The sequence below is a fragment of the Streptomyces xylophagus genome (genome assembly GCF_000716435.1).
Taxonomy (GTDB): Bacteria; Actinomycetota; Actinomycetes; order Streptomycetales; family Streptomycetaceae; genus Streptomyces; species Streptomyces xylophagus.
This window is the reverse complement of sequence record NZ_JNWO01000015.1, coordinates 234124-252551: the sequence shown is the minus strand read 5'-3', so window position 1 is coordinate 252551 and position 18428 is coordinate 234124. Positions and strand designations below refer to the sequence as shown.

12 protein-coding genes and 1 pseudogene are annotated in these 18428 nt (G+C 70.3%); 9 read left to right on the top strand and 4 right to left on the bottom strand.

Annotated elements, in window-relative coordinates; genetic code table 11:
* Positions 1 to 74: 74 nt before the first annotated feature.
* The 8 genes from OO70_RS30685 to OO70_RS30655 all read left to right on the top strand — a co-directional run bounded on the left by OO70_RS30685 (position 75) and on the right by OO70_RS30655 (position 11888).
* Complete coding sequence (locus OO70_RS30685) at positions 75 to 1385, top strand: MFS transporter (protein ID WP_043678201.1); 1311 nt, start codon at positions 75 to 77, stop codon at positions 1383 to 1385.
* Between the two features lie 19 nt (positions 1386 to 1404).
* On the top strand, positions 1405 to 5190 hold the full coding sequence (locus tag OO70_RS30680) for a non-ribosomal peptide synthetase (protein ID WP_043678199.1): 3786 nt from the start codon (positions 1405 to 1407) through the stop codon (positions 5188 to 5190).
* 46 nt (positions 5191 to 5236) lie between these two features.
* A complete protein-coding gene (locus tag OO70_RS30675) occupies positions 5237 to 6292 on the top strand; it encodes a TauD/TfdA family dioxygenase (RefSeq protein ID WP_234336979.1) in 1056 nt (351 codons plus the stop codon).
* 170 nt (positions 6293 to 6462) lie between these two features.
* Entirely contained in the window at positions 6463 to 6681 is a 219-nt protein-coding gene (locus OO70_RS52830) for an MbtH family protein (RefSeq protein ID WP_078651620.1), read from the top strand.
* Between the two features lie 234 nt (positions 6682 to 6915).
* Complete coding sequence (locus tag OO70_RS30670; RefSeq protein ID WP_234336978.1) at positions 6916 to 9123, top strand: non-ribosomal peptide synthetase; 2208 nt, start codon at positions 6916 to 6918, stop codon at positions 9121 to 9123.
* Positions 9110 to 10378, top strand: a complete 1269-nt coding sequence (locus OO70_RS30665) for a cytochrome P450 (RefSeq protein ID WP_234336977.1) — start codon at positions 9110 to 9112, stop codon at positions 10376 to 10378. The genes OO70_RS30670 and OO70_RS30665 overlap by 14 nt, the downstream gene beginning before the upstream one ends.
* Positions 10375 to 11109 (top strand): thioesterase II family protein, encoded by a 735-nt coding sequence (locus tag OO70_RS30660; RefSeq protein WP_043678196.1) that lies wholly within the window; start codon positions 10375 to 10377, stop codon positions 11107 to 11109. Before OO70_RS30665 ends, OO70_RS30660 begins: the two co-directional genes overlap by 4 nt.
* Entirely contained in the window at positions 11109 to 11888 is a 780-nt protein-coding gene (locus OO70_RS30655) for a thioesterase II family protein (protein ID WP_051741751.1), read from the top strand. The genes OO70_RS30660 and OO70_RS30655 overlap by 1 nt, the downstream gene beginning before the upstream one ends.
* Here OO70_RS30655 and OO70_RS53960 read toward each other — a convergent pair.
* Positions 11866 to 12156, bottom strand: a complete 291-nt coding sequence (locus OO70_RS53960; protein ID WP_043678194.1) for a hypothetical protein — start codon at positions 12154 to 12156, stop codon at positions 11866 to 11868. The genes OO70_RS30655 and OO70_RS53960 overlap by 23 nt on opposite strands.
* 10 nt (positions 12157 to 12166) lie before the next feature.
* Complete coding sequence (locus tag OO70_RS56220; protein WP_267881241.1) at positions 12167 to 12565, bottom strand: helix-turn-helix domain-containing protein; 399 nt, start codon at positions 12563 to 12565, stop codon at positions 12167 to 12169.
* Between the two features lie 51 nt (positions 12566 to 12616).
* Between OO70_RS56220 and OO70_RS56900 the strand changes: the two are divergent.
* A pseudogene (locus OO70_RS56900) lies at positions 12617 to 13294 on the top strand (transposase); the annotation flags it as partial.
* Positions 13295 to 13391: 97 nt separating this feature from the next.
* Here the strand turns inward: OO70_RS56900 and OO70_RS30640 are convergent.
* Together OO70_RS30640 and OO70_RS30635 are read right to left on the bottom strand one after the other, a co-directional pair.
* Positions 13392 to 15104 (bottom strand): carbamoyltransferase N-terminal domain-containing protein, encoded by a 1713-nt coding sequence (locus OO70_RS30640; RefSeq protein WP_043678191.1) that lies wholly within the window; start codon positions 15102 to 15104, stop codon positions 13392 to 13394.
* A 55-nt stretch (positions 15105 to 15159) separates the two neighbouring features.
* Complete coding sequence (locus tag OO70_RS30635) at positions 15160 to 18408, bottom strand: aminotransferase class III-fold pyridoxal phosphate-dependent enzyme (protein ID WP_234336976.1); 3249 nt, start codon at positions 18406 to 18408, stop codon at positions 15160 to 15162.
* Positions 18409 to 18428: the final 20 nt, after the last annotated feature.

Genomic DNA, 18428 nt, shown 5'->3' with positions numbered 1-18428 from the left:
ACTGTGATGGACCAACACGCCGAGACCCGGCGCTCCCGACCGCGAGCCAAGATCCGTGCGGCGGTGTGGCGCTCATGAGCGAGGATGCCGCGAGCGCCGGGAAGAAGCCGGCTTCGCTGTTCCGCCGACGGAACTTCGTGCTGCTGTGGACGGGTCAGTCGGCCTCGCTCTTCGGTTCCCAGATCACCTACGTCGCGATGCCGCTGACCGCGGTCCTGCTGCTCCACGCGACGCCGATGGAAGCCGGCGTGCTCGTCGCCCTCGAGACGCTGCCGTTCCTGCTCTTCGGCCTCTTCGTCGGCGTGATGCTGGACCGCCGGGCGCGCCGTTCCGTGCTGATCGTCGCCGATGTCGTGCGTGCCGCGGCCCTCGCCTGGATCCCCGTCGCGCACTGGCTCGATGTGCTGAACATCGGTCAGCTCTTCGTCGTGGTCTTCGTCGTCGGCGTGATGACCGTGTTCTTCGACCTCGCCCACCAGTCCTACACACCCGGTCTGATCGGCCGGGACCGGCTCGGCGAGGCGAACGCGAAGCTGGAACTGTCGGGCTCGATGGCGCAGGTCGTCGGGCCGGGCGCGGCGGGCCTGCTGATCAGCGCGCTCAGCGCGCCGGTGGCGATCGCGGTGGACGCGGCGAGCTACGCCCTGTCCTTCTTCATGGTGGCGGGACTGCCGGCCGACGAGCGGCCGAAGCCCCAGCCCGGGGCGGCGGCGACCCTCTCGGTGGGTGCCTCGATCCGCGAGGGATTCGCCGCGATCGTGCGGCATCCGATGCTGCGCTGGTTCACCACGGCCGCGCTGATCATCAATCTGTTCTCCGGCGCCCTGATGTCGGTGTTCTTCCTCTATCTGCTGCGGATGCTCGGCATGGGCTCGAAGCAGGTCGGCCTGATCGTCGCGGTCGGCAGCGTGGGTGCCCTGGTCGGCGTCCTCCTGGTCCGCCCGCTGACCGACCGGTTCGGCGTCGGCCCGACCCTGATCCTGACGATGGCGCTGCCCGGGCTGGGCTATCTCGTCCTGGCGGCCGTGCACGGCCACTCACTGGTGGCCCTCGCCGTCGTCGCGGCCTCCTCCTTCGTGGTCCAGTTCAGCATCCCCGTCTTCAACGTGACGGTGATCAGCTTCCGGCAGGTCTCCACCCCGGACGAGCTGCTCGGGCGGGTGAACGCCACGGCCCGTACCTGCGCCCTGGGCGCGTTCTCGCTCGGCTCGCTGCTCGGCGGTGCGCTCGCCTCCGGAACCGGGCTGCGGACGGCGATCGTGCTGGCCGCGAGCGGGACGTTCCTGGCCTCCCTGGCCCTGCTGTTCTCGCCCGTGCGCACGGTACGCCGCCTTGAGGCGCACGCCACCGATTCCGACTCGGTCGCCGCGCCGGAGCCCGCATGACCATTCAGGAGCAGACATCATGACGAGCGTCGAGACCTCGCAGGAGGAGGGCTATCAGCTCTCCCCGCAACAGCTCGCCCGGTCGGGCGAGGCCCGGAGCACGGCGGTGCGCACCGTCCGCACCGCCACCCGGATACCGGTGCCGGACCTGGAGGCCCGGATCGCGACGGCGGTCGCGACGCACGAGAGCCTGCGGACCCGGTACACCGAGTTCGCGGGATTCCCCACCCTCGTCCAGGTCGTGGATCCGGTGGGCCCGGTCGCGATCGAGCGGTCCGGAACGGATCGCACCGTGTTCCGTGCCGGCGCGCTGACCGTCGAGCACGAACTCGGTCCGGACGGCACGCGGCTGGTTCTCACCCTGCCGCGGCTGAGCGTCGACGACGCCTCCTGGACCCTGCTCGTCGGCCTGCTGCTGGAGGACACGGCCGCCCCGGCCGAGGACGCGGTGCTGCAGTACGCCGATGTCGCCGCCTGGCTCGGTGAGGTGCTGGACGAGTCGCCGCGGCCACCGGTGACCGACGAGGCGGCCCGGCAGTCGTCGAAGCCGTCCTCGGCGCTGCCCTTCCTCACGCCCGTCGCCCTCCGGGACCCGGCCGCCGAGCCGGTGAGCGCCTCGGCCGTCGTCGAGGGGCCGGCTCTGGACCGGCTGGACGAGCTCACCGGACGGTACGGCGTGAGCGAGGCGGCGGTGCTGCTGGCGCTCTGGCGCTCGCTGTACGGCCGGTACTGCCCCGACGCCGACGACCCCGTGCTGGTGCTCGGCGCCGGCCGGGCCACCGAAGGCCTGGAGAACGTACTCGGCCTGCTGGAGCGTCCGGTACCGGTACGGCTGGAGATCGACGCGGACACCCCGGTCGCCGACGCGCTGCGGGCGTCGCAGGACGCGCTCGGCTCCGTGGCGGCGATCGAGAACGAGGTCGACCCGGGGACCGCGGCCGCCGCACACCGTACGGCGGACGGGGGCCGGCTCTCGTACCGGCACCGCCTGGACCGGTGGGCCGAGGAACTCTCGGCCGGTGCGTCCGGCCACGAAGCTCCTGGCGCGCTGCACCTCGACTGCGTGCGCGGGCCGCGGAGCCTGCGCCTGACCTTCGTCGGCGGCGCGGGCCGCGTCGCCCGGGCCGACCTGGACCTCGTCGCCGAGGCCTTCGGACATCAGCTGACCGACCTGGTGTCCGGCGGCACGGAGCGCGCCGTCGGCGGCCTGCGCCTCACCGCGCCGAACGCGCCGAACGCCGAGGCCGGGCCCCGTGCGTCGTACGCCTCGGTGCTCGACCGCTTCCTCGGGCAGGCGGAGCGCACGCCCGCGCAGCCGGCGCTGCGCTGCGGCGAGACCGTCGTGTCCTACCGGGACGCGGCGCAGGGCGCGGACGCGGTGGCGCACCTGCTGCGCGAGCACGGCGTGCGGGCCGGGCAGCGGGTCGCGCTGTTCGTTCCTGCCTCGGCGGAAACGGTCGTCGCGATGCTCGGCGTCTGGCTCGCCGGCGCGGCGTTCGTCCCCCTCGACCCCACGTGGCCGCAGCAGCGGATCGAGACGATCCTGCGGGAGGCCGACCCCGCGCTGCTGCTCACCCCCGATCCGAAGGCCGATCACCAGACCTCCGTCCGCATCGTGTGCACGGCCGACGCGGTCGTCGACCCGGGGCGTGCGGTGACTTCCGGCGCGGCGGCCACCGGCACCGCCTACGTGATCTTCACGTCGGGCACGTCGGGGCTTCCCAAGGGCGTCGTCATCGGGCACGAGCAGCTGGCGCACTACGTCTCGGCGATCGGCGAGACGCTCGCCCTGTCCGAGGGCGCCGAGTTCGCGGCGGTCTCCACCCTCGCCGCCGACCTGGCCTACACGGCCCTCTTCCCGACCCTGGCCGACGGCGGCTGCGTCCAGCTCGTCCCCACCGAGACCGCCACGAGCCCCGCGGTGCTCACCGAGTGGTTCCAGCAGCACCCCGCGGCCGCGATGAAGCTGGTCCCCTCGCATCTCTCGGCGCTGCTGGCCGACGCCGCCGATCCGCTCGCGCTCCTGCCGAGCGAGGTTCTCGTGCTCGGCGGCGAACGGCTGCCGCGTCCGCTGTACGAGCGGCTGCGGGAGATCGCGCCGTCCTTGCGCCTGTACAACCACTACGGTCCGACCGAGTCGACGGTGGGCGCCGCCTGCCTCCCGCCGGCCGAGTCGATCGACGAACGCTGCGCCTCGGTCCCGGTGGGCTCCGGCCTCGGGGCGAACACCCTGACGGTGGTCGACGCGGCGGGTGCCGCGCTGCCGCCCTGGTGCCCCGGTGAGGTGCTGATCAGCGGGCCCGGCGTGGGTCTCGGCTACCTCGCCCGGTTGCGCGAGGGCGCGTCGGGCTTCGGTACGGCGGACAGCGCGGACGCCCACCGGACCGGGGACCTCGGCCGTCTGGTGCCCGGCCACGGCATCGAGATCCTCGGCCGGATCGACGACCAGGTGAAGCTGCGCGGATACCGAGTACAGCTCGGCGAGATCGAGACGCTGCTGGCGGACCGGCCCGGCGTCGGCGCCGCCGCGGTCGTGGCGCGCGCGGACGCCGAAGGACTCGTCACGCACCTGGACGCCTACCTCACCGCCGCAGGCGCGGCGGACCTCTCCGTCGAGGACGTACGAGCAGCCGTCGGTCTGCACCTCCCGGCCGCCCTCGTGCCGACCGGGTGGCAGGTGCTGGAGCGGCTCCCGCTGACCCGCAACGGCAAGCTCGACCGCCGCGCCCTCGCCCCGATCGCGCCGCCGAAGGCCCGGGCGGGCCGGCCGCGCGACTCGGTGGAACAGCGTCTGCTGGCGATCTGGTCCTCGATCCTCGACCAGGACATCTCCTCCCCGGACGCGGACTTCTTCGAGTTCGGCGGCCAGTCGCTGCGGGCGATCAAACTCATGGCCCAGATCAACAACTCCTTCGGCTGCCGCCTGCCGATGTCCGCGGTGTTCAGCGCCCCGACCGTCGCGGCGATGGCGGAGCTGGTGCGCAGGAGCGACGTCCAGGACTCCAACCTGGTCCCGCTGCGCGCCGGCCGCGGCCCGCAGGAGCAGGCCCCGGTCTTCTGCGTCCACCCCGGCGGGGGCAACACCCTCAGCTACTGGGAGCTGGCCCGGCTGATCCCGGCGGAGCGGTCGGTCTACGGCATAGAGGCCTGGGGACTGCACGGCAGGCCCCCGCAGGACGACTTCGTCGCCATGGCCGAGGAGTACGCGGCGAACATCGCGGCCGCCGGCGACGCCGCTCCGGTGATCGTCGGCTGGTGCTTCGGCGGCGTCATGGCCTATGCCACGGCCCAGGCGCTGCGCCGTGCCGGGCGCGAGGTGGCGCAGCTGATCATCGTCAACTGCGGGGTCCCCGGGAACGCGGAGAACGCCCTGGCCCGGCAGCCCGACGACTATCTCCTGCGCCGCTTCGCCTTCCATTACCAGCTGGACCTGCCGGAGGAGTCGGTCGGCCGGCTCGGTCATCAGGAACTGCTCAAGGCCCTCCAGGACGTGGGGCGGCTGCCTCCCGACTCCGGTGAGGCGGAGCTGAAGAACCTGCTGGACGTCTACATGACCAACATGACCGCGCTGGACCGCCACCTCGTGCAGGAGCAGGGCGAACTGGGCCGCGCCGACTTCCCGGTGCTGCTGGTGCGCGCCGAGCCGGCCGACGAGCCGCAGGATCCGGACCGTACGTGGGGCTGGGGATCGGTGGTCGGACCCGAGCTCGGCTTCACCTCGGTGGCGACGACCCACCACGGCATCATGCGACAGCCCGCGGTGGAGGAACTCGCCGAGCTGATCCGACGGGAGATCGACGCATGACACAGAGCACGGCCGGGTTCAGCGCCGAGGAAATGAGGACCAGGACATGAACGAAGCGACTTCCAGGACACCGGGTCCGCGCTCCCTTCTGGGCGCGACTCGGCGGCAGGTGCGGATACCGGCCGGGGATGCGGTGCACATCGGCTTCCTGCCGGAGTCACCGACGACCCCCGTCCTCATCACTCCGGCCGGTCCCGGCGTCGACCTGCCCGGCTGGCTGCGCGCGAACCGGGAAGACCTCGAGGCACAGCTGCTGCGGCACGGCGCGGTCCTGCTCAGGGGGTTCCACGCCGGTTCGGTGGAGAAGTTCGAACTGGCCGCCTCGGCGATCTGCAGCACCCTCTTCCCCGAGTACGGGGACCTTCCGCGAGAGGGCGACTCGGCCCGCGTATACAAGTCGACACCGTATCCGGAAGACCTCTCGATCCTGTTCCACAACGAGAGTTCGCATCTGCCGCAGTGGCCGATGCGGCAGTTCTTCTCGTGCATCGTGGCCCCGCGGTCCGGTGGCCAGACGCCGATCGTCGACTGCCGGACGGTTCTCACCCGGATGCGTCCGGAGCTGGCCGAGCTCTTCGCCACCAAGAAGCTCCGTTATGTCCGCAACTTCATCGAAGGCGTCGACGTCAGCTGGTCGCGCTTCTTCGGCACCGACGATCCCGCCGAGGTCGAGCGCAAGTGCGCCGCGGAGGGGACGAGCTTCGAGTGGACGCCGGACGGAGGCCTGCGGACCTCGCGTCAGGCCGAGGCGGTACTGCGCCACCCGGCGACCGGCGAGGCCGTGTTCTTCAACCAGCTGGCGCTGCACCACCCGTCGTCACTGGACCCGGAAACGCGCTCCTCGCTGCTGGAGATCTGCGGCGACCAGGGGATGCCGCGCAACGTCTTCTGGGGCGACGGCACTGTCATCGACGACGCCCTGGTGGACGAGGTCCGCGACCTGATGGACCGGGAATCGGTCGCCTTCACCTGGCAGGAGGGTGACGTCCTCGTCATCGACAACATGCTGGTCGCGCACTCACGCAGTCCCTTCACCGGGCCGCGGAAGATCGTGGTGGCGCTCGGCGACATGACCGGCGAGACCGTGCCTGCCATGAGCTGAGCGGTTCGAAACGGCGATCAGGAATAGCGATATCCCATTACACCGACGCCGGTGTCTCGCCGGCGGGACACACCCGATGCGAGGCAATTTATCCAGCTGCCGCAACGGTGACGGCTGATTATCGTCACTGTTACGCTGACGGCCGTTTGATCGATTTCTCAGGAGAATCCGTGGCGAATCCTTTCGACGATGAAGAAGGCACATGTCTGGTTCTGGTGAACGACGAGAACCAGCATTCGCTGTGGCCCGCCTTCGGCGCGGTACCGGCCGGCTGGAAGGTGGTGTACGGCCAGGAAACTCGAAAGAACTGCCTTGAATACGTTTCCGCGCACTGGACGGACATAAGGCCGGTCAGCCTGATCAGGTCGATAGTCGATGAACCGCGATAAGAACGTGGAACACACCGCATCGTCCGCATCATCTTCAAGAATCTGGTGCTCAGGACGAAAAGAAGAGTCATCCGTGAGCAAATCCAGCGCCATCACACTGTTCGGGCGGAACACCGCGGTCCACGCGGACCAGCCGACTGTCTCAGACCAGGAGCAAGCCCTGACTTCACGGCTGTGTTCCCACTTCATGTTCGGCTTCAACCGCTTGCCGGTGCGGGCGATCGGGAGGTCCCAATGACCAGCGCGGCTACGACGATCGCGACAGTGGTCGCGGCAATTCACCGGCGGACGGGCGACGAGCGGATGAGCGTTCTGTATCGGGACGCGGACGGGGTACGCGGACCGCTGGATGTGGATGTCTCGGGCGATCCGACGCTCGTCGCTCTGGCCGAGCGGGTAGCGGCGGAGTGGGACGCGGCGCCGCCCGAGGTGGACTACTACGGTGACGCACGATCGGTGGACGTCGAGGTATTGGCTGCCGACGCGGACACCGAAGAAGCCGGGGCAGCGCTGACCGTACGGCCGGCAGGTGACACGCCGATCGCCAGGCAGGCGCGGCGAGCGGCGGCGCAGCCGGACCTCTGCCTGAGTCGGCTCGATCTGCTGACCGAAGCCGACGAAGCGACAGTGCGCGGCTTCATGGCCGGCCCACCGGCGAAGGAACTGCGTCCGGTGCCAGTGCTGATCGCCGAGCGAGCCGCGTCGACTCCCGATGCCGTCGCGCTCAGCCAGGGAGGCGACCACGTCACGTATCGCGAGCTGATGGATCGATCCGGCGCCCTGGCCGCGGAACTCCGCACGGCGGGGGTTCGCACCGGCTCGGTCGTCGCCGTTCTCATGCCCCGCTCCCCGGAAGCCGTGATCGCCCTGCTCGGCGTGCTTCGTGCCGGTGGCGCGTACCTGGCCGTGGATCTCAACGATCCGGCCGAGCGGATGCACCGGCTGTTGGCCACCGCCGATGTGCACGTCGCTGTGACCGATCCGGACCTGGCCGTCGGGTTGCCCGACAGGGTGCGGGCCATCCCGTTCGACAGCACGGCGGGCACGACCGTACCGCCGACGCTTCCTGACCTCCCTCATGGATCTCCGGCCTATATCTCCTTCACTTCGGGCACTACGGGTCAGCCCCGGGGTGTTCTCGTGCCGCACCGCGCCGTCAGCCGCCTGGTCGCCGACCCCGATTGGCTCGACCCCATACCCCGCGACGTCTTCCTGCAAGCGGCACCGCTGGCCTTCGACGCCTCCACCCTCGAGTTGTGGGCCCCCCTTGTCCACGGCGCGCGGTTGGCGGTCCTCCCGCCCGGGCCGATGGACATTGATACCCTCGCCGACACCCTGGCCGCCGAGAGGGTCAGCGTGCTTTGGCTGACTGCTGGGCTCTTCCACCAGCTCGTCGCCGCCCGGCCGCGGGCGCTGGCCGACGTCCGACGGCTGATCGCCGGCGGCGACGTGATTTCTCCGGCTCACCTCAACCATCTGCTGGCCGCCCAGCCCGGCCTGACGTTCACCAACGGTTACGGTCCGACCGAGAACACCACCTTCACGACATGCTGGGTCGCCGACGGCCCGACCGGTGGAGATCCCGTGCCGATCGGCCGGCCGATCGCCGGGACTTCGGTCGCCGTCATGGACTCCCGGATGCGGTTGGTTCCGATCGGTGTGCGCGGCGAGCTGTGGGCCAGCGGCGAGGGTGTCGCCCTCGGTTACGTGGGCGACCCCGCGTCCACCGCCGAACGCTTCCTTCCAGACCCGTTCACCGACCGGCCGGGCCGACGCATGTACCGGACCGGCGACCTGGTCAGCTGGACCGAGGACGGCACGCTGCTCTTCCATGGCCGGCGCGACGGCCAGGTCAAAATCCGCGGATACCGGGTGGAGCCCGGCGCCGTCGAGACCGAGTTGCTGGCTCACCCGGACGTGCGGCTGGCCGCCGTCGTGGCGCAGCGCGACCCCTCGGGGGATCCTCGCCTCATCGCGTACGTCGAGGCACGAGGTGGGGAGGTGCGAAGCCATGCCGATCTCGCGGTCCGCCTGCGAACCCATCTGGCCACGACGTTGCCCGCGTACTCGCTGCCGGCCGCGATCCTGGTCCGCGACGCGCTTCCGTTGACTGCCAGCGGCAAGGTGAATCGCCGGGCGCTGCCGGCCAACAGCGCCATCGCGCGTTCGGTTTGGAACGAATACGTCCCGGCCCGCGACAGTCTCGAACAACGCCTGACGGAGTTGTGGGGTGAGGCGCTGAACGTCGAGCCGATCGGGGTCGAGGACGACTTCTTCGAACTCGGCGGGCACTCACTGCTCGCCGCGGAGCTGCTCAGCCGGATGCAGCGCGAGTTCCAGGTCAAGCTGGCCGCCCGGACCCTGTACCTGCAACCGACCATCGGCGAGCTGGCCGCTCAGATCTCCGACCTCAGCCGGGAGATCACTCGTGACGACGTCTGACTCCATCCACTCGGCGCGAATACCGGGCTGCCCGGTCCACAACGGCGGAATCGACCTCGTTGATCCGATGCTGTACAGCGACGGTGACGCTCCGGCGATCTGGCGTCGCCTGCGTGCCTTGGACACCCTGCACTGGCAGCAGGTGGACGACGAGAACGGATTCTGGTCGGTCGTCTCCTACGACGACGCCGATCGCGTCCTGCGTGACTGGGCCGTCTTCACCTCCGAACGCGGCACTCTCGTGGACCTGCTCGGACACGACGACCCTGCGGGTGGACGGCAGCTCGCCGTGACCGACCCGCCCCGGCACACCGAGATGCGGGTCCGGCTCCAGAAGGCGCTCACCGCGCGCGCTGTCGACCGGCAGCGCGACATGATCACAAGTCTGTTGGTCGAACTGATCGAACCACTCGGCGACGGAGGAGTCTTCGACTTCGCTCAAGCCACTCTGGCTCTCCCCATGGCCGTCAGCGGCACACTGATGGGCATCCCGCGGCGTGACTGGCCGTGGCTGAGCCGGCTGACAACGGTCTGCATTGCCGCCGACGATCCGGAGTATCAGGGCCCAGATGGCAAGGCCGCCACTCTGGAGGCCGCGCACCGCGAGCTGTTCGCCTATTTTCAGGACCTCGTGGAGTTCCGGCGCGCCAACCCCGGCGACGATTTGCTCAGCGTATTGATCGGGACCACTTTCGAGGGGCGCCATATGTCCCCGGGGGAGATCACCTCCAACTGCTACAGCTTGTTGCTCGGTGCGAACGTCACCACCCCGCATTCACCCAACTTCGTCATGGCCCAGTTCATCGGCACGGACGTTCTTGACGACTGGGCCGCGCACCCCGAGGTGGACGCGACCGCCACCGAGGAGGCCCTGCGCTGGGCATCGCCGGTCAATCACTTCCTGCGCTATGCCACCCAGGACGTAGTCATGCACAACACGCCGATCGCCGCCGGAGACGCGGTGGTGGTATGGCTCGGTGCGGCCGACCGTGACGAAAAGGCGTTCCCCGACGCCGAGGTTTTCAATCTGAGGCGCAAGCCCAACAGGCACCTCGCCTTCGGGGTGGGGCCGCACTACTGCGTCGGTCACTCACTCGCGCGCTTGACCCTTCGCATCCTGTTCAACGAGCTGTTCGAACGCTTCGATGATTTTCAGGCCGCCGGACCGACGGAACGACTGCGGTCGAACTTTGTTTCGGGCTTCAAACACATCCCAATAACCGCGAAGCGGCGCATCGGAGGGAGAAAGTCATGAAGGGCATGAATCCTTGGCTGCTGCGCAAGCCCGATCCGTTGGCCACCGCCCGGATATTCTGTATCCCCTACTCGGGCACCGGCGCAGGGATGTACGGCCGTTGGCCGTCCAGCGTGGGCAGTGTCGAACTCGTGCCGGTACAACTGCCTGGACGCGCGAACCGGATGCGCGAACAGATGCCGACCACGTACGAAGAGTTGGCCGTGAACCTTGTGGCCGGCCTGGCGCCTTACCTCGACCGGCCGTACGGCTTCTTCGGGCACTGCGGCTCGGCTTTGGCGGCATACCAGGCAGCCGTCCAGGCCGAGGCGACAGACCCGGCTGTTCCGGGCCATTTGTTCATTTCCTCACAGGTGGCGCCGCAGGACGGCCCGACCGGACGGTTCCTGGAACTCGATGACGATGGGCTGACCGACGAGCTCCGCATCCTGATCGAAGGCCGCGGCGGGAACCCGAGCCCGGAGGTTCTCGAACTGGCGCTGGAAGTCTTGCGTTCCGACATCGAGGTCAACAAACGGTACGTCGTCCCCGACCCCGTCAGGCTGACCATGCCGATCACGACCATTGGCTGGAGTGAGGACCGCGAAGTCCAGCACCACACAATGAGTGGCTGGAACCGGTGCGGAGATACGGATCACCATGTGCTTCCGGGGGCGCATTACCGGTTCCTTGACGGACCACCGGAGTTGTTCGAACTGTTCGCCGCCGGGCTGGGTACGAAGGGGGCCTAATGGCTGCTCGGTCACGGCGCGGGGCAGAGACCAAGTGGTTCCAGCGGCTTGGTCCGGCCCACGAAGCCAGGGCACTGCGCCTGTTCTGCTTCCACTACGCGGGTGGCAGTGCCGCCTCATTCCGAGACTGGCAGTTCCTGCTTCCGCCGTACGTCGAGGTGGTGGCCGTGCAGCTGCCCGGCCGCGGGAACCGCTTCGCGGAGCAACCCTTCCGGGACATGCGACCGCTGGCCGAGGCCGTTGCCGACGCGATGGCGGGAGAGCTGAATCCGCCGTATGCCTGTTTCGGATTCAGCATGGGCGCGCGTGTGGCCTTGGCGGTGTCGCACCTGCTGCGCGAGCGGGGCCTGCCGCAGCCCTCGCACATGTTCTCCGCGAGCAGTTGCGCTCCTTTCCGAGGCCTGCCGGTGCGTGGCTGGAACGAGTCGGACGAGATGCTGATCGCCTACCTGCGTGAGCTCGGCGGCACAGCCGCGGAAATCCTCGACAACAAAGAGTTGCTGGACATGTATCTGCCGATCGTCCGCGCCGACCTCACCGTCGTCGGCACCTGCCCGCCGCGAAGCGGGCTGCCTCTGGCGGTGCCGCTGCGGGCTTTCGCCGGCACAGACGATACGCAAGCACCACCCGAGCTCATGCGGGACTGGTACCGGGAAACCTCAGGGGCGTTCAGCTTGACCACGGTGTCCGGCGGGCACTTCTTCGACCCCGCCGGCACCACCAAAATGATCAACCAGATCGCGTCCGATCTGGAATTCACGGTGCGGAATCAAAGGTGATGTCCGGCGCGTCCACGGCGAACTCCCACGCCTCGGCCACAAGGTCGGCCCGGCCTCGCCCACCTGCTCCCCCGCCCCCTGCGCGGCAATCGCTGTCACCGAGGGGTACGCGGACGCCGACGGCGGCAAAGGCTGTCGCCCTGGCCGACCTCGGTACGCAGGCCTGCCGGCCTGCGGCGTTGCCGGTGGAGTCGACCAGGATCCGGCGCACGGTCAGCACCGGGTCCCGCTTGCGGGGGCCGTTGACGGTGTGGACGTCCTCCAGCACCCGGTAGACATCACGCCGGCCGGGGTCCTTGCCCTCGTCGCGGGCAGGTCCTGGACGACGAGGAGGCGGCCGACGGCTGGTACGCGCTGCCGGCGGGGCGATCTTTGCGAGGCAGTCGGCGAGCGAGTTGAGGATCTCGTCGGCGGTCTTGGTCCAAGTAAAGGGTTTCGGGTGCGCCCGATGGTGGACTTCGACAGGCCGGTACGGTCGCCACGACGATTTCCTCGACCCGGTCCAAGAGGATCGCGGGCGGCCTTCCCGGGCGTGGCTCGTCGGCCGGGCCGTCCAGGCGGTCTTCGATGAACCGGGCACGCCGGCGGTTCACCGTCGCCCGGGCGATCCCGAGCTCCGCCGCGACCGGTCTGTTCGTCCCGCCCTCCGCACACCGCAGCACGATCTTCGCCCGCAACGCGAGGAACTGGGCGGTTCTCGCGCGCCGGGCCCACCGGGTCAGCTCTGCGGTCCGTACCCGGAGCGGCTGCGGCAGCAGTTCGAGGGCGGGATCCGGCGGTTCAAGACCGGAGGGCAGTGGCGGGAGACGCCGTCGGAGTTCGGTGCGTGGTCGACCGTCTCCCGTCGCTTCCGGCAATGGCGTGACGCGGGCGTCTTCGAAGTCCTGATGGAGGGCGCGATCGCGGAGGCCGCGAGGCGGGGCGAGGTGGACCTGTCGCTGGTCAGCGTGGATTCCACCACCGTTCGGGCTCACCACGACGCCGCCGGGATGCACCTGGGCCCCGACGCCCTGGCGGCCCTGGAGAAGGCCGCCGACGCGGCGGAGAAGGCCCGGCAAAAAGTGGCGGCCCGACGGATCATCGGGCGCAGGCGCCACCTCGGCTGCGACACCCTCGGCCTGCTGCTGACCGTGCTGGTCGACGCCGGCGTGACCCTGCTGTCCCGCATCGCCGCCGCCCACCCGCACATCACGAAGGCCTGGGTGGACGACGGCTACCGCACCACCGCCATCGACCACGGCGCCCGCCTCGGCATCGACGTCCACCCCGTCCAACGCCCGCCCGGCACCCGCGGATTCACGATCATCCCGAGACGGTGGACCATCGAGCGCGGCATCGGCCGGCTCACGCACCACCGACGCCTCGCCCGCGACACGAACGCCACCCGCACCGCTCCGAAGCGATGATCCACCTCATGGCCCGCAGACTCACCGGCGAAGCCACCCCGAACCGGCGCGGAACCTGACCCGGGACCAAACCCGAATCACCGGACCAAACGCCCAGTCAGAACGCCGAGTCCTCCCGCCGGTACAGGACGCCCTCGCTCCACACCAGGTCGAGCTGGCCCCACTCGATCGCCGACGCGACGTCGGGGAAGAAGCTACGGCCGTTGTAGTTCGCGCTCGTGTTGCACAGGACCGGTATGCCGCTGCACTTGTAGTACTCGCGCAGGATGGCGTGCAGGTTCGGGTCGTCGGACGCGTTGACGGTCTGCAGCCGTGCGGTGCCGTCCAGGTGCATGACGGCCGGGACGCGGTCGATCCACTCGGGACGGACCCAGTGTTCGAACAGCATGTACGGGTCCGGCGTGCCCGGGTCGAAGACGGTCGGGGCATGTTCTTCCAGGCAGATGGGCGCGACCGGCCGGTAGGGCTCCCGGCTCTTCACGTCGTTCAGGAGCCTCTTCATCGACCCCTCGACCGCCGATGCGATGATGCTGCGTCCGCCGAGCGCGCGGGGTCCCAGTTCAGCACGGCCGTCGAGCACGACCGCGGGCTGGCCCGTGGTGTGCAGGATCTGGGCCAGTTCCTCCGGCGTGCAGGGCGACGTGCTCCAGCCGCGCGGCACCTCCGGCGTCGGTTCGAGAGCCGGGCCCAGCCGGGGGCCCCACTGGATCGGCCGGAGCCCGGAGCCGCCGGCCGCGGCCAGGCAGGCCGTGCCGATGGCGACGCCGGAGTCGTCCGGGAACGGCGGCACCCACATGGCCTTGATCGTCGGGTGGGAGCGCAGGGCGCTGTTCCACTTGATGTTCAGCGCGCAGCCGCCGGCGAAGCACAGGTTCCAGGCGCCGCCGCCCTTCCACGCCTGGATCTTCTTGGTCACCCGGTCGATCAGCAGGTCCTCGATGAACGTGTGGACGCTGGCCAGCACGTCCACGTCCGAGACCCCGAGCACGGCGGTGCGGGCCTGCACGGCGGAGAGGAACTGGTGCACGTAGGCGTGCGACTGCTCACCGGTGCTGCCGCAGCCGATGATGGTCCGCCGGTACTCCCGCACCCGCGGCGAGTCGGCGTCGAAGAACTCGAAGAACTCCTCGCGGAAGACCTGCTTGATCCGCTCCTGCGAGGTGCCCAGGGCGATGTACGCCATCATCTTCCCGGCCACGGAGAGGTCGTCGACGTTCTTCGACTTGTTCTGCCGCTTGAACGGGCCCCAGTACTGCGAGGTCATCGAGTAGGTGTGGCCGATGAGCGGGAACGCCTCGCCGCCGGCCTCGATCCGGCCGTCGGCGTCCACGCAGTACAGCCGCGGGAAGCAGCCGCCGTCCCAGACCAGCACCATCGACGGCTCGCCGCGGCGCGCGAACGGGCTGGTGCAGTAGGCCGAGGCCAGGTGGCCGGCGACGTGGACGTAGCTGTCGTAGTCCAGCGCCTGGCCGCCGATCACGATCCGGCCGCGGTGGCCCGGCAGCGCCGGGTCGGGCACCAGGTCGGTCTCCCGGTAGGGGGCGACCAGGACCTCGGTCCGGATCCCGCCGGCGAGCACGTTGACGCGCCCGCCGGCGGCGCCGTCCCAGCCGTCCAGCGCCCATGTGCCGACGTCGCCGACCTTGAGGTCGAACTTGTCCATGACGCCGACCAGGTCGTCGAGTTCGTCGACGTTGCTGTACCGGGCGCCGTTGGCGATCTTCTGCATCTCGACGTTGAACACCAGACGGTCCTCGTCGAGGATCGCGATGCCGCCGCTCTGCGTGAGCTTCAAGCCTGCTGTGATCATGGTCTTACGGCTCCCGTGTGTCCGAGGGCTGATGTGGTCGTGTCGGAGGTGGTGCTCAGAGGTCGTCATGGTCGGGCCGGTCCAGCTGGGCCAGTGGGCGCTCGCCGTGCGCGACCAGGCCGGCGAGCAGGTTCTGGTAGCGGCGCGCGATGTCGGCGGCGAGGTCGGGGGCGACGACGTCCGTCGCGATCTCGAAGTCGCACCGGAAGCCGTCCGCGCCCTCGACGATGTTCAGCGCCAGGGGGTGGCCCGTGTGAACGATCGGCAGCGGGTCGGCATCCGACACCGTGAGCCCGTCCATCGGGGGCGCCGCCACGCGGCGGTAGAACGAAATGGACGTCGCGAGCAGGTCGGCGCGCAGGCCGGTTCCGGGCGCGAGCTCCACGATCAGGTCGGCGAACGGGTGGTCCTGGGTCTCGAGCCCGGTCACGAGGTGTTCCATGACCTCGGCCACGTAGTCCGCGGCCAGGACGTCCGCCGTCCGTCGCAGACGCAGCGGCAGCAGGTTCGAGCAGTACCCGACCACCTGGTCCAGTTCCGGCGGTCGGCGGGCGGCCAGGACCGGGACGACGATGTCGTCGTGCCCCGTCACCTGGTGCAGCACGGCGCCCCAGGCCGCGACCAGGTAGGCGAACGCCGTCGCGCCCTGCTCCCGGGCGGTGTGGCGCATCCGGTCGCAGAACTCGGAGTCGAGCCGGACGCTGTGCCGCACGGCCCTGTAGGGGAAGGGTCCGGACGTGCCGGACCCGGGCAGCTCCGGAGCCGCCGCGCCCTGGAGCAGAGTGCGCCAGTAGTCCCGGTGCTCGGCGGCGTCGGGACCGCCGACGACCCGCTCGTGCCACGCGGCGTAGTCCCGGAACTGCACCGCGGGCGGCAGCAGGGGCCGGACATCCTGGCAGCCGGCGTTGTACAGGGCGACGAGGTCGTCGACCAGGACGCCGAACGACCAGCCGTCCACCGCGGCGTGCGCCCCGGAGATCAGCAGCAGATGCCGCTCCGGAGCGGTCCGCACGATCGCGGCGCGGAACACCGGCCCGGCCGCGAGGTCGAGCCGCTGCTCGGCCCAGGACTGCCGGAAGCGGTCGAGGTCGTCGTCGTCCGGGCAGACGTGTTCGGTCAGAACCTCGTCCAGCACCGTCTCCGCGGCGGGACGCACGACGAGCGTCACGCCGTCGGCAGCGAGCGTGGTCCGCAGGGTCTCGTGCCGCGCGACCAGGCTCCGCACGGCGCCGCGCAGCGCGTCCCGGTCCAGCCGGCCGTCCAGCCAGAAGCCGACGGACATCTGATACGCCGGCACGCCACCCTCGTCCAGTGCCGCCTGCTGCCGCTGCGCGAGGGTGCTGCGCGGCGCGGGCGGCGGCACCACGGCCCCGGCCGGGGCCGCCCGGCCGGGGCCGAGCACACCGTGCTCCCGCAGCTCGGTGACCGAGTCGCGGACCGCTGCCCGGATGTGGTCGAGGTCGGCCTGCTCGTGCGCCGTGGACAGGAAGAAGTTGCGCAGTTCCCAGACGAACACGCCGCGGTCGAGCAGGTTGAAGTACAGCGGGTCCATGTTCTGTTCGTGCTCGAACCGGAAGAGCGAGGAGAACCGGTGGACCTCGATCGGCACGTCGAGCTCGCGGAAGTCGGCGTTCAGCCGGTCGACGAACACCTCGGTCTTGCGATCGAGGTCCCGCTGCAGGGCCGGGCCCTCGCCGCGGAGGTGGTCCAGAACCGCCCGGGCCGCCACCATGGTCATCGGATGCTGGCAGAACGTGCCGGCGAAGAAGGTGGACTCCGCGGTCGGGCGGGAGTCGTCGCCGAAGTCCCACACGCCGCCGTCGATCGTGTCCATGATCCCGCCCCGGCCGGCGATCACGCCGATCGGCATCCCGCCGCCGATGATCTTGCCGTACGTGGCCAGGTCGGCCTCGATGCCGTAGAGCCCCTGGACACCGGCCGGGTGGCAGCGGAAACCGGTCACCATCTCGTCGAAGATCAGCTTCGTGCCGTGCCGCTGGGTGATCTCCCGGACCCGGCGCAGGAACTCGGGGTTCTGCACTCCGGGGGTGCGGAGGGTCACCGGCTCGGTCATCACCGCGGCGAGCCGCGGACCGTGCCTGTCGATGAACTCCAGCGCCTCGTCGGTGCCGAATTCGAGCACGTGCACGTTCTCCACCGCGCGCGCCGGGATGCCCGAGGTGATCGGCCGGGTGGTCCGCACGCCGTTCTCGGAGGAGGCCGCGGCGAGCACGCTGTCCGCGTGACCGTGGTAGGCGGTGGAGAAGACCACGACGTCGTCGCGGCCGGTGGCGGCCCGGGCGATGCGCAGGGCGGTCATGACCGCTTCGGTGCCGGTGTTCAGGAAGGCGACCCGCTCCATGCCGGTGAGTTCGATCAGGCCGGCGGCGACCTCCTCGACCACCTCGGTGCGCGAGGCGATGACGAAGCCGAGGTCCAGCCGCTCGCGCAGCGCCGCCATGACCGCGGGCGGGTTGTGCCCGAGGAGGTGGACGCCCCAGCCCAAGGTGAGGTCGACGTACTCGTTGCCGTCGATGTCCCACAGCCGCGCGCCCTGCCCGCGCTCGGCGACGATCGGGTACAGCATCTCCTTGGTCGTCGGCCGGAAGCCGATGGACGAGCGGCTGTCGGCGATCAGCGGGCGGAACCGCTGGGCGAACTCCTTCGACCCCTTCGTCCTGCTGCCGAACCGCTCGGCCAGGACCTTGAGATACCGGGCACGCTGCGCCGACTCCACGAGGCCGGCTCCGCCGCGCGCACCGGGTGCGAGCGGGACGGCCGGCCGGGATGAGGCCGGTCGCCCTGCCGGACGGGCCGCGGGCGCCGGTTCGACGACGACCGGTCCGGCGCCCGGGGCGATACCGCCCGCCAGGAGTTCGAGCTGGCTCCGCATGACGGCGAGCTGTTCGGTGATCAGCCGCTCGACGGCCGTCGTGGCTCCGGGCACCGAAAGGGTGTCGGCCGAGACCGGCGCCACCGGCACGGGTGCGAGGGTCCGCGGCACGTCGACGGCCGCGGCGATCACCGCGCCGGCGGCCGGGGTCGCCGCGGCCTCCGGCGGCGTCCCGGCCGACGCGTTCGCCGCCAGATGCGCCGCCAGCGCGGCCGGCGTCCGGAAGTCGCCGAACAGCTGCCGGAGCGAGACCTTGCAGCCGAAGCGTTCCTCGACCAGCCGCAGCATGCCGAGCAGCGCCATCGAGTCCGCACCGAGATCGCCGAACGGGACGTCCGGATCCAGCGCGTCCGGCCGGATGTCGAAATAGCCGCCGACCATCGCGACGACCTCTGGGAGCAGTGGCTCCACGGTGTTCTCCTCGTGGTTCA

Bases quoted from the DNA above. Each gene is read 5' to 3' on its own strand.
- OO70_RS30685 (WP_043678201.1), top strand. From the start codon at position 75: ATGAGCGAGGATGCCGCGAGCGCCGGGAAGAAGCCGGCTTCGCTGTTC.
- OO70_RS30670 (WP_234336978.1), top strand. From the start codon at position 6,916: ATGACCAGCGCGGCTACGACGATCGCGACAGTGGTCGCGGCAATTCAC.
- OO70_RS30680 (WP_043678199.1), top strand. From the start codon at position 1,405: ATGACGAGCGTCGAGACCTCGCAGGAGGAGGGCTATCAGCTCTCCCCG.
- OO70_RS30660 (WP_043678196.1), top strand. From the start codon at position 10,375: ATGAAGGGCATGAATCCTTGGCTGCTGCGCAAGCCCGATCCGTTGGCC.
- OO70_RS30675 (WP_234336979.1), top strand. From the start codon at position 5,237: ATGAACGAAGCGACTTCCAGGACACCGGGTCCGCGCTCCCTTCTGGGC.
- OO70_RS30640 (WP_043678191.1), bottom strand. From the start codon at position 15,104: ATGATCACAGCAGGCTTGAAGCTCACGCAGAGCGGCGGCATCGCGATC.
- OO70_RS30655 (WP_051741751.1), top strand. From the start codon at position 11,109: ATGGCTGCTCGGTCACGGCGCGGGGCAGAGACCAAGTGGTTCCAGCGG.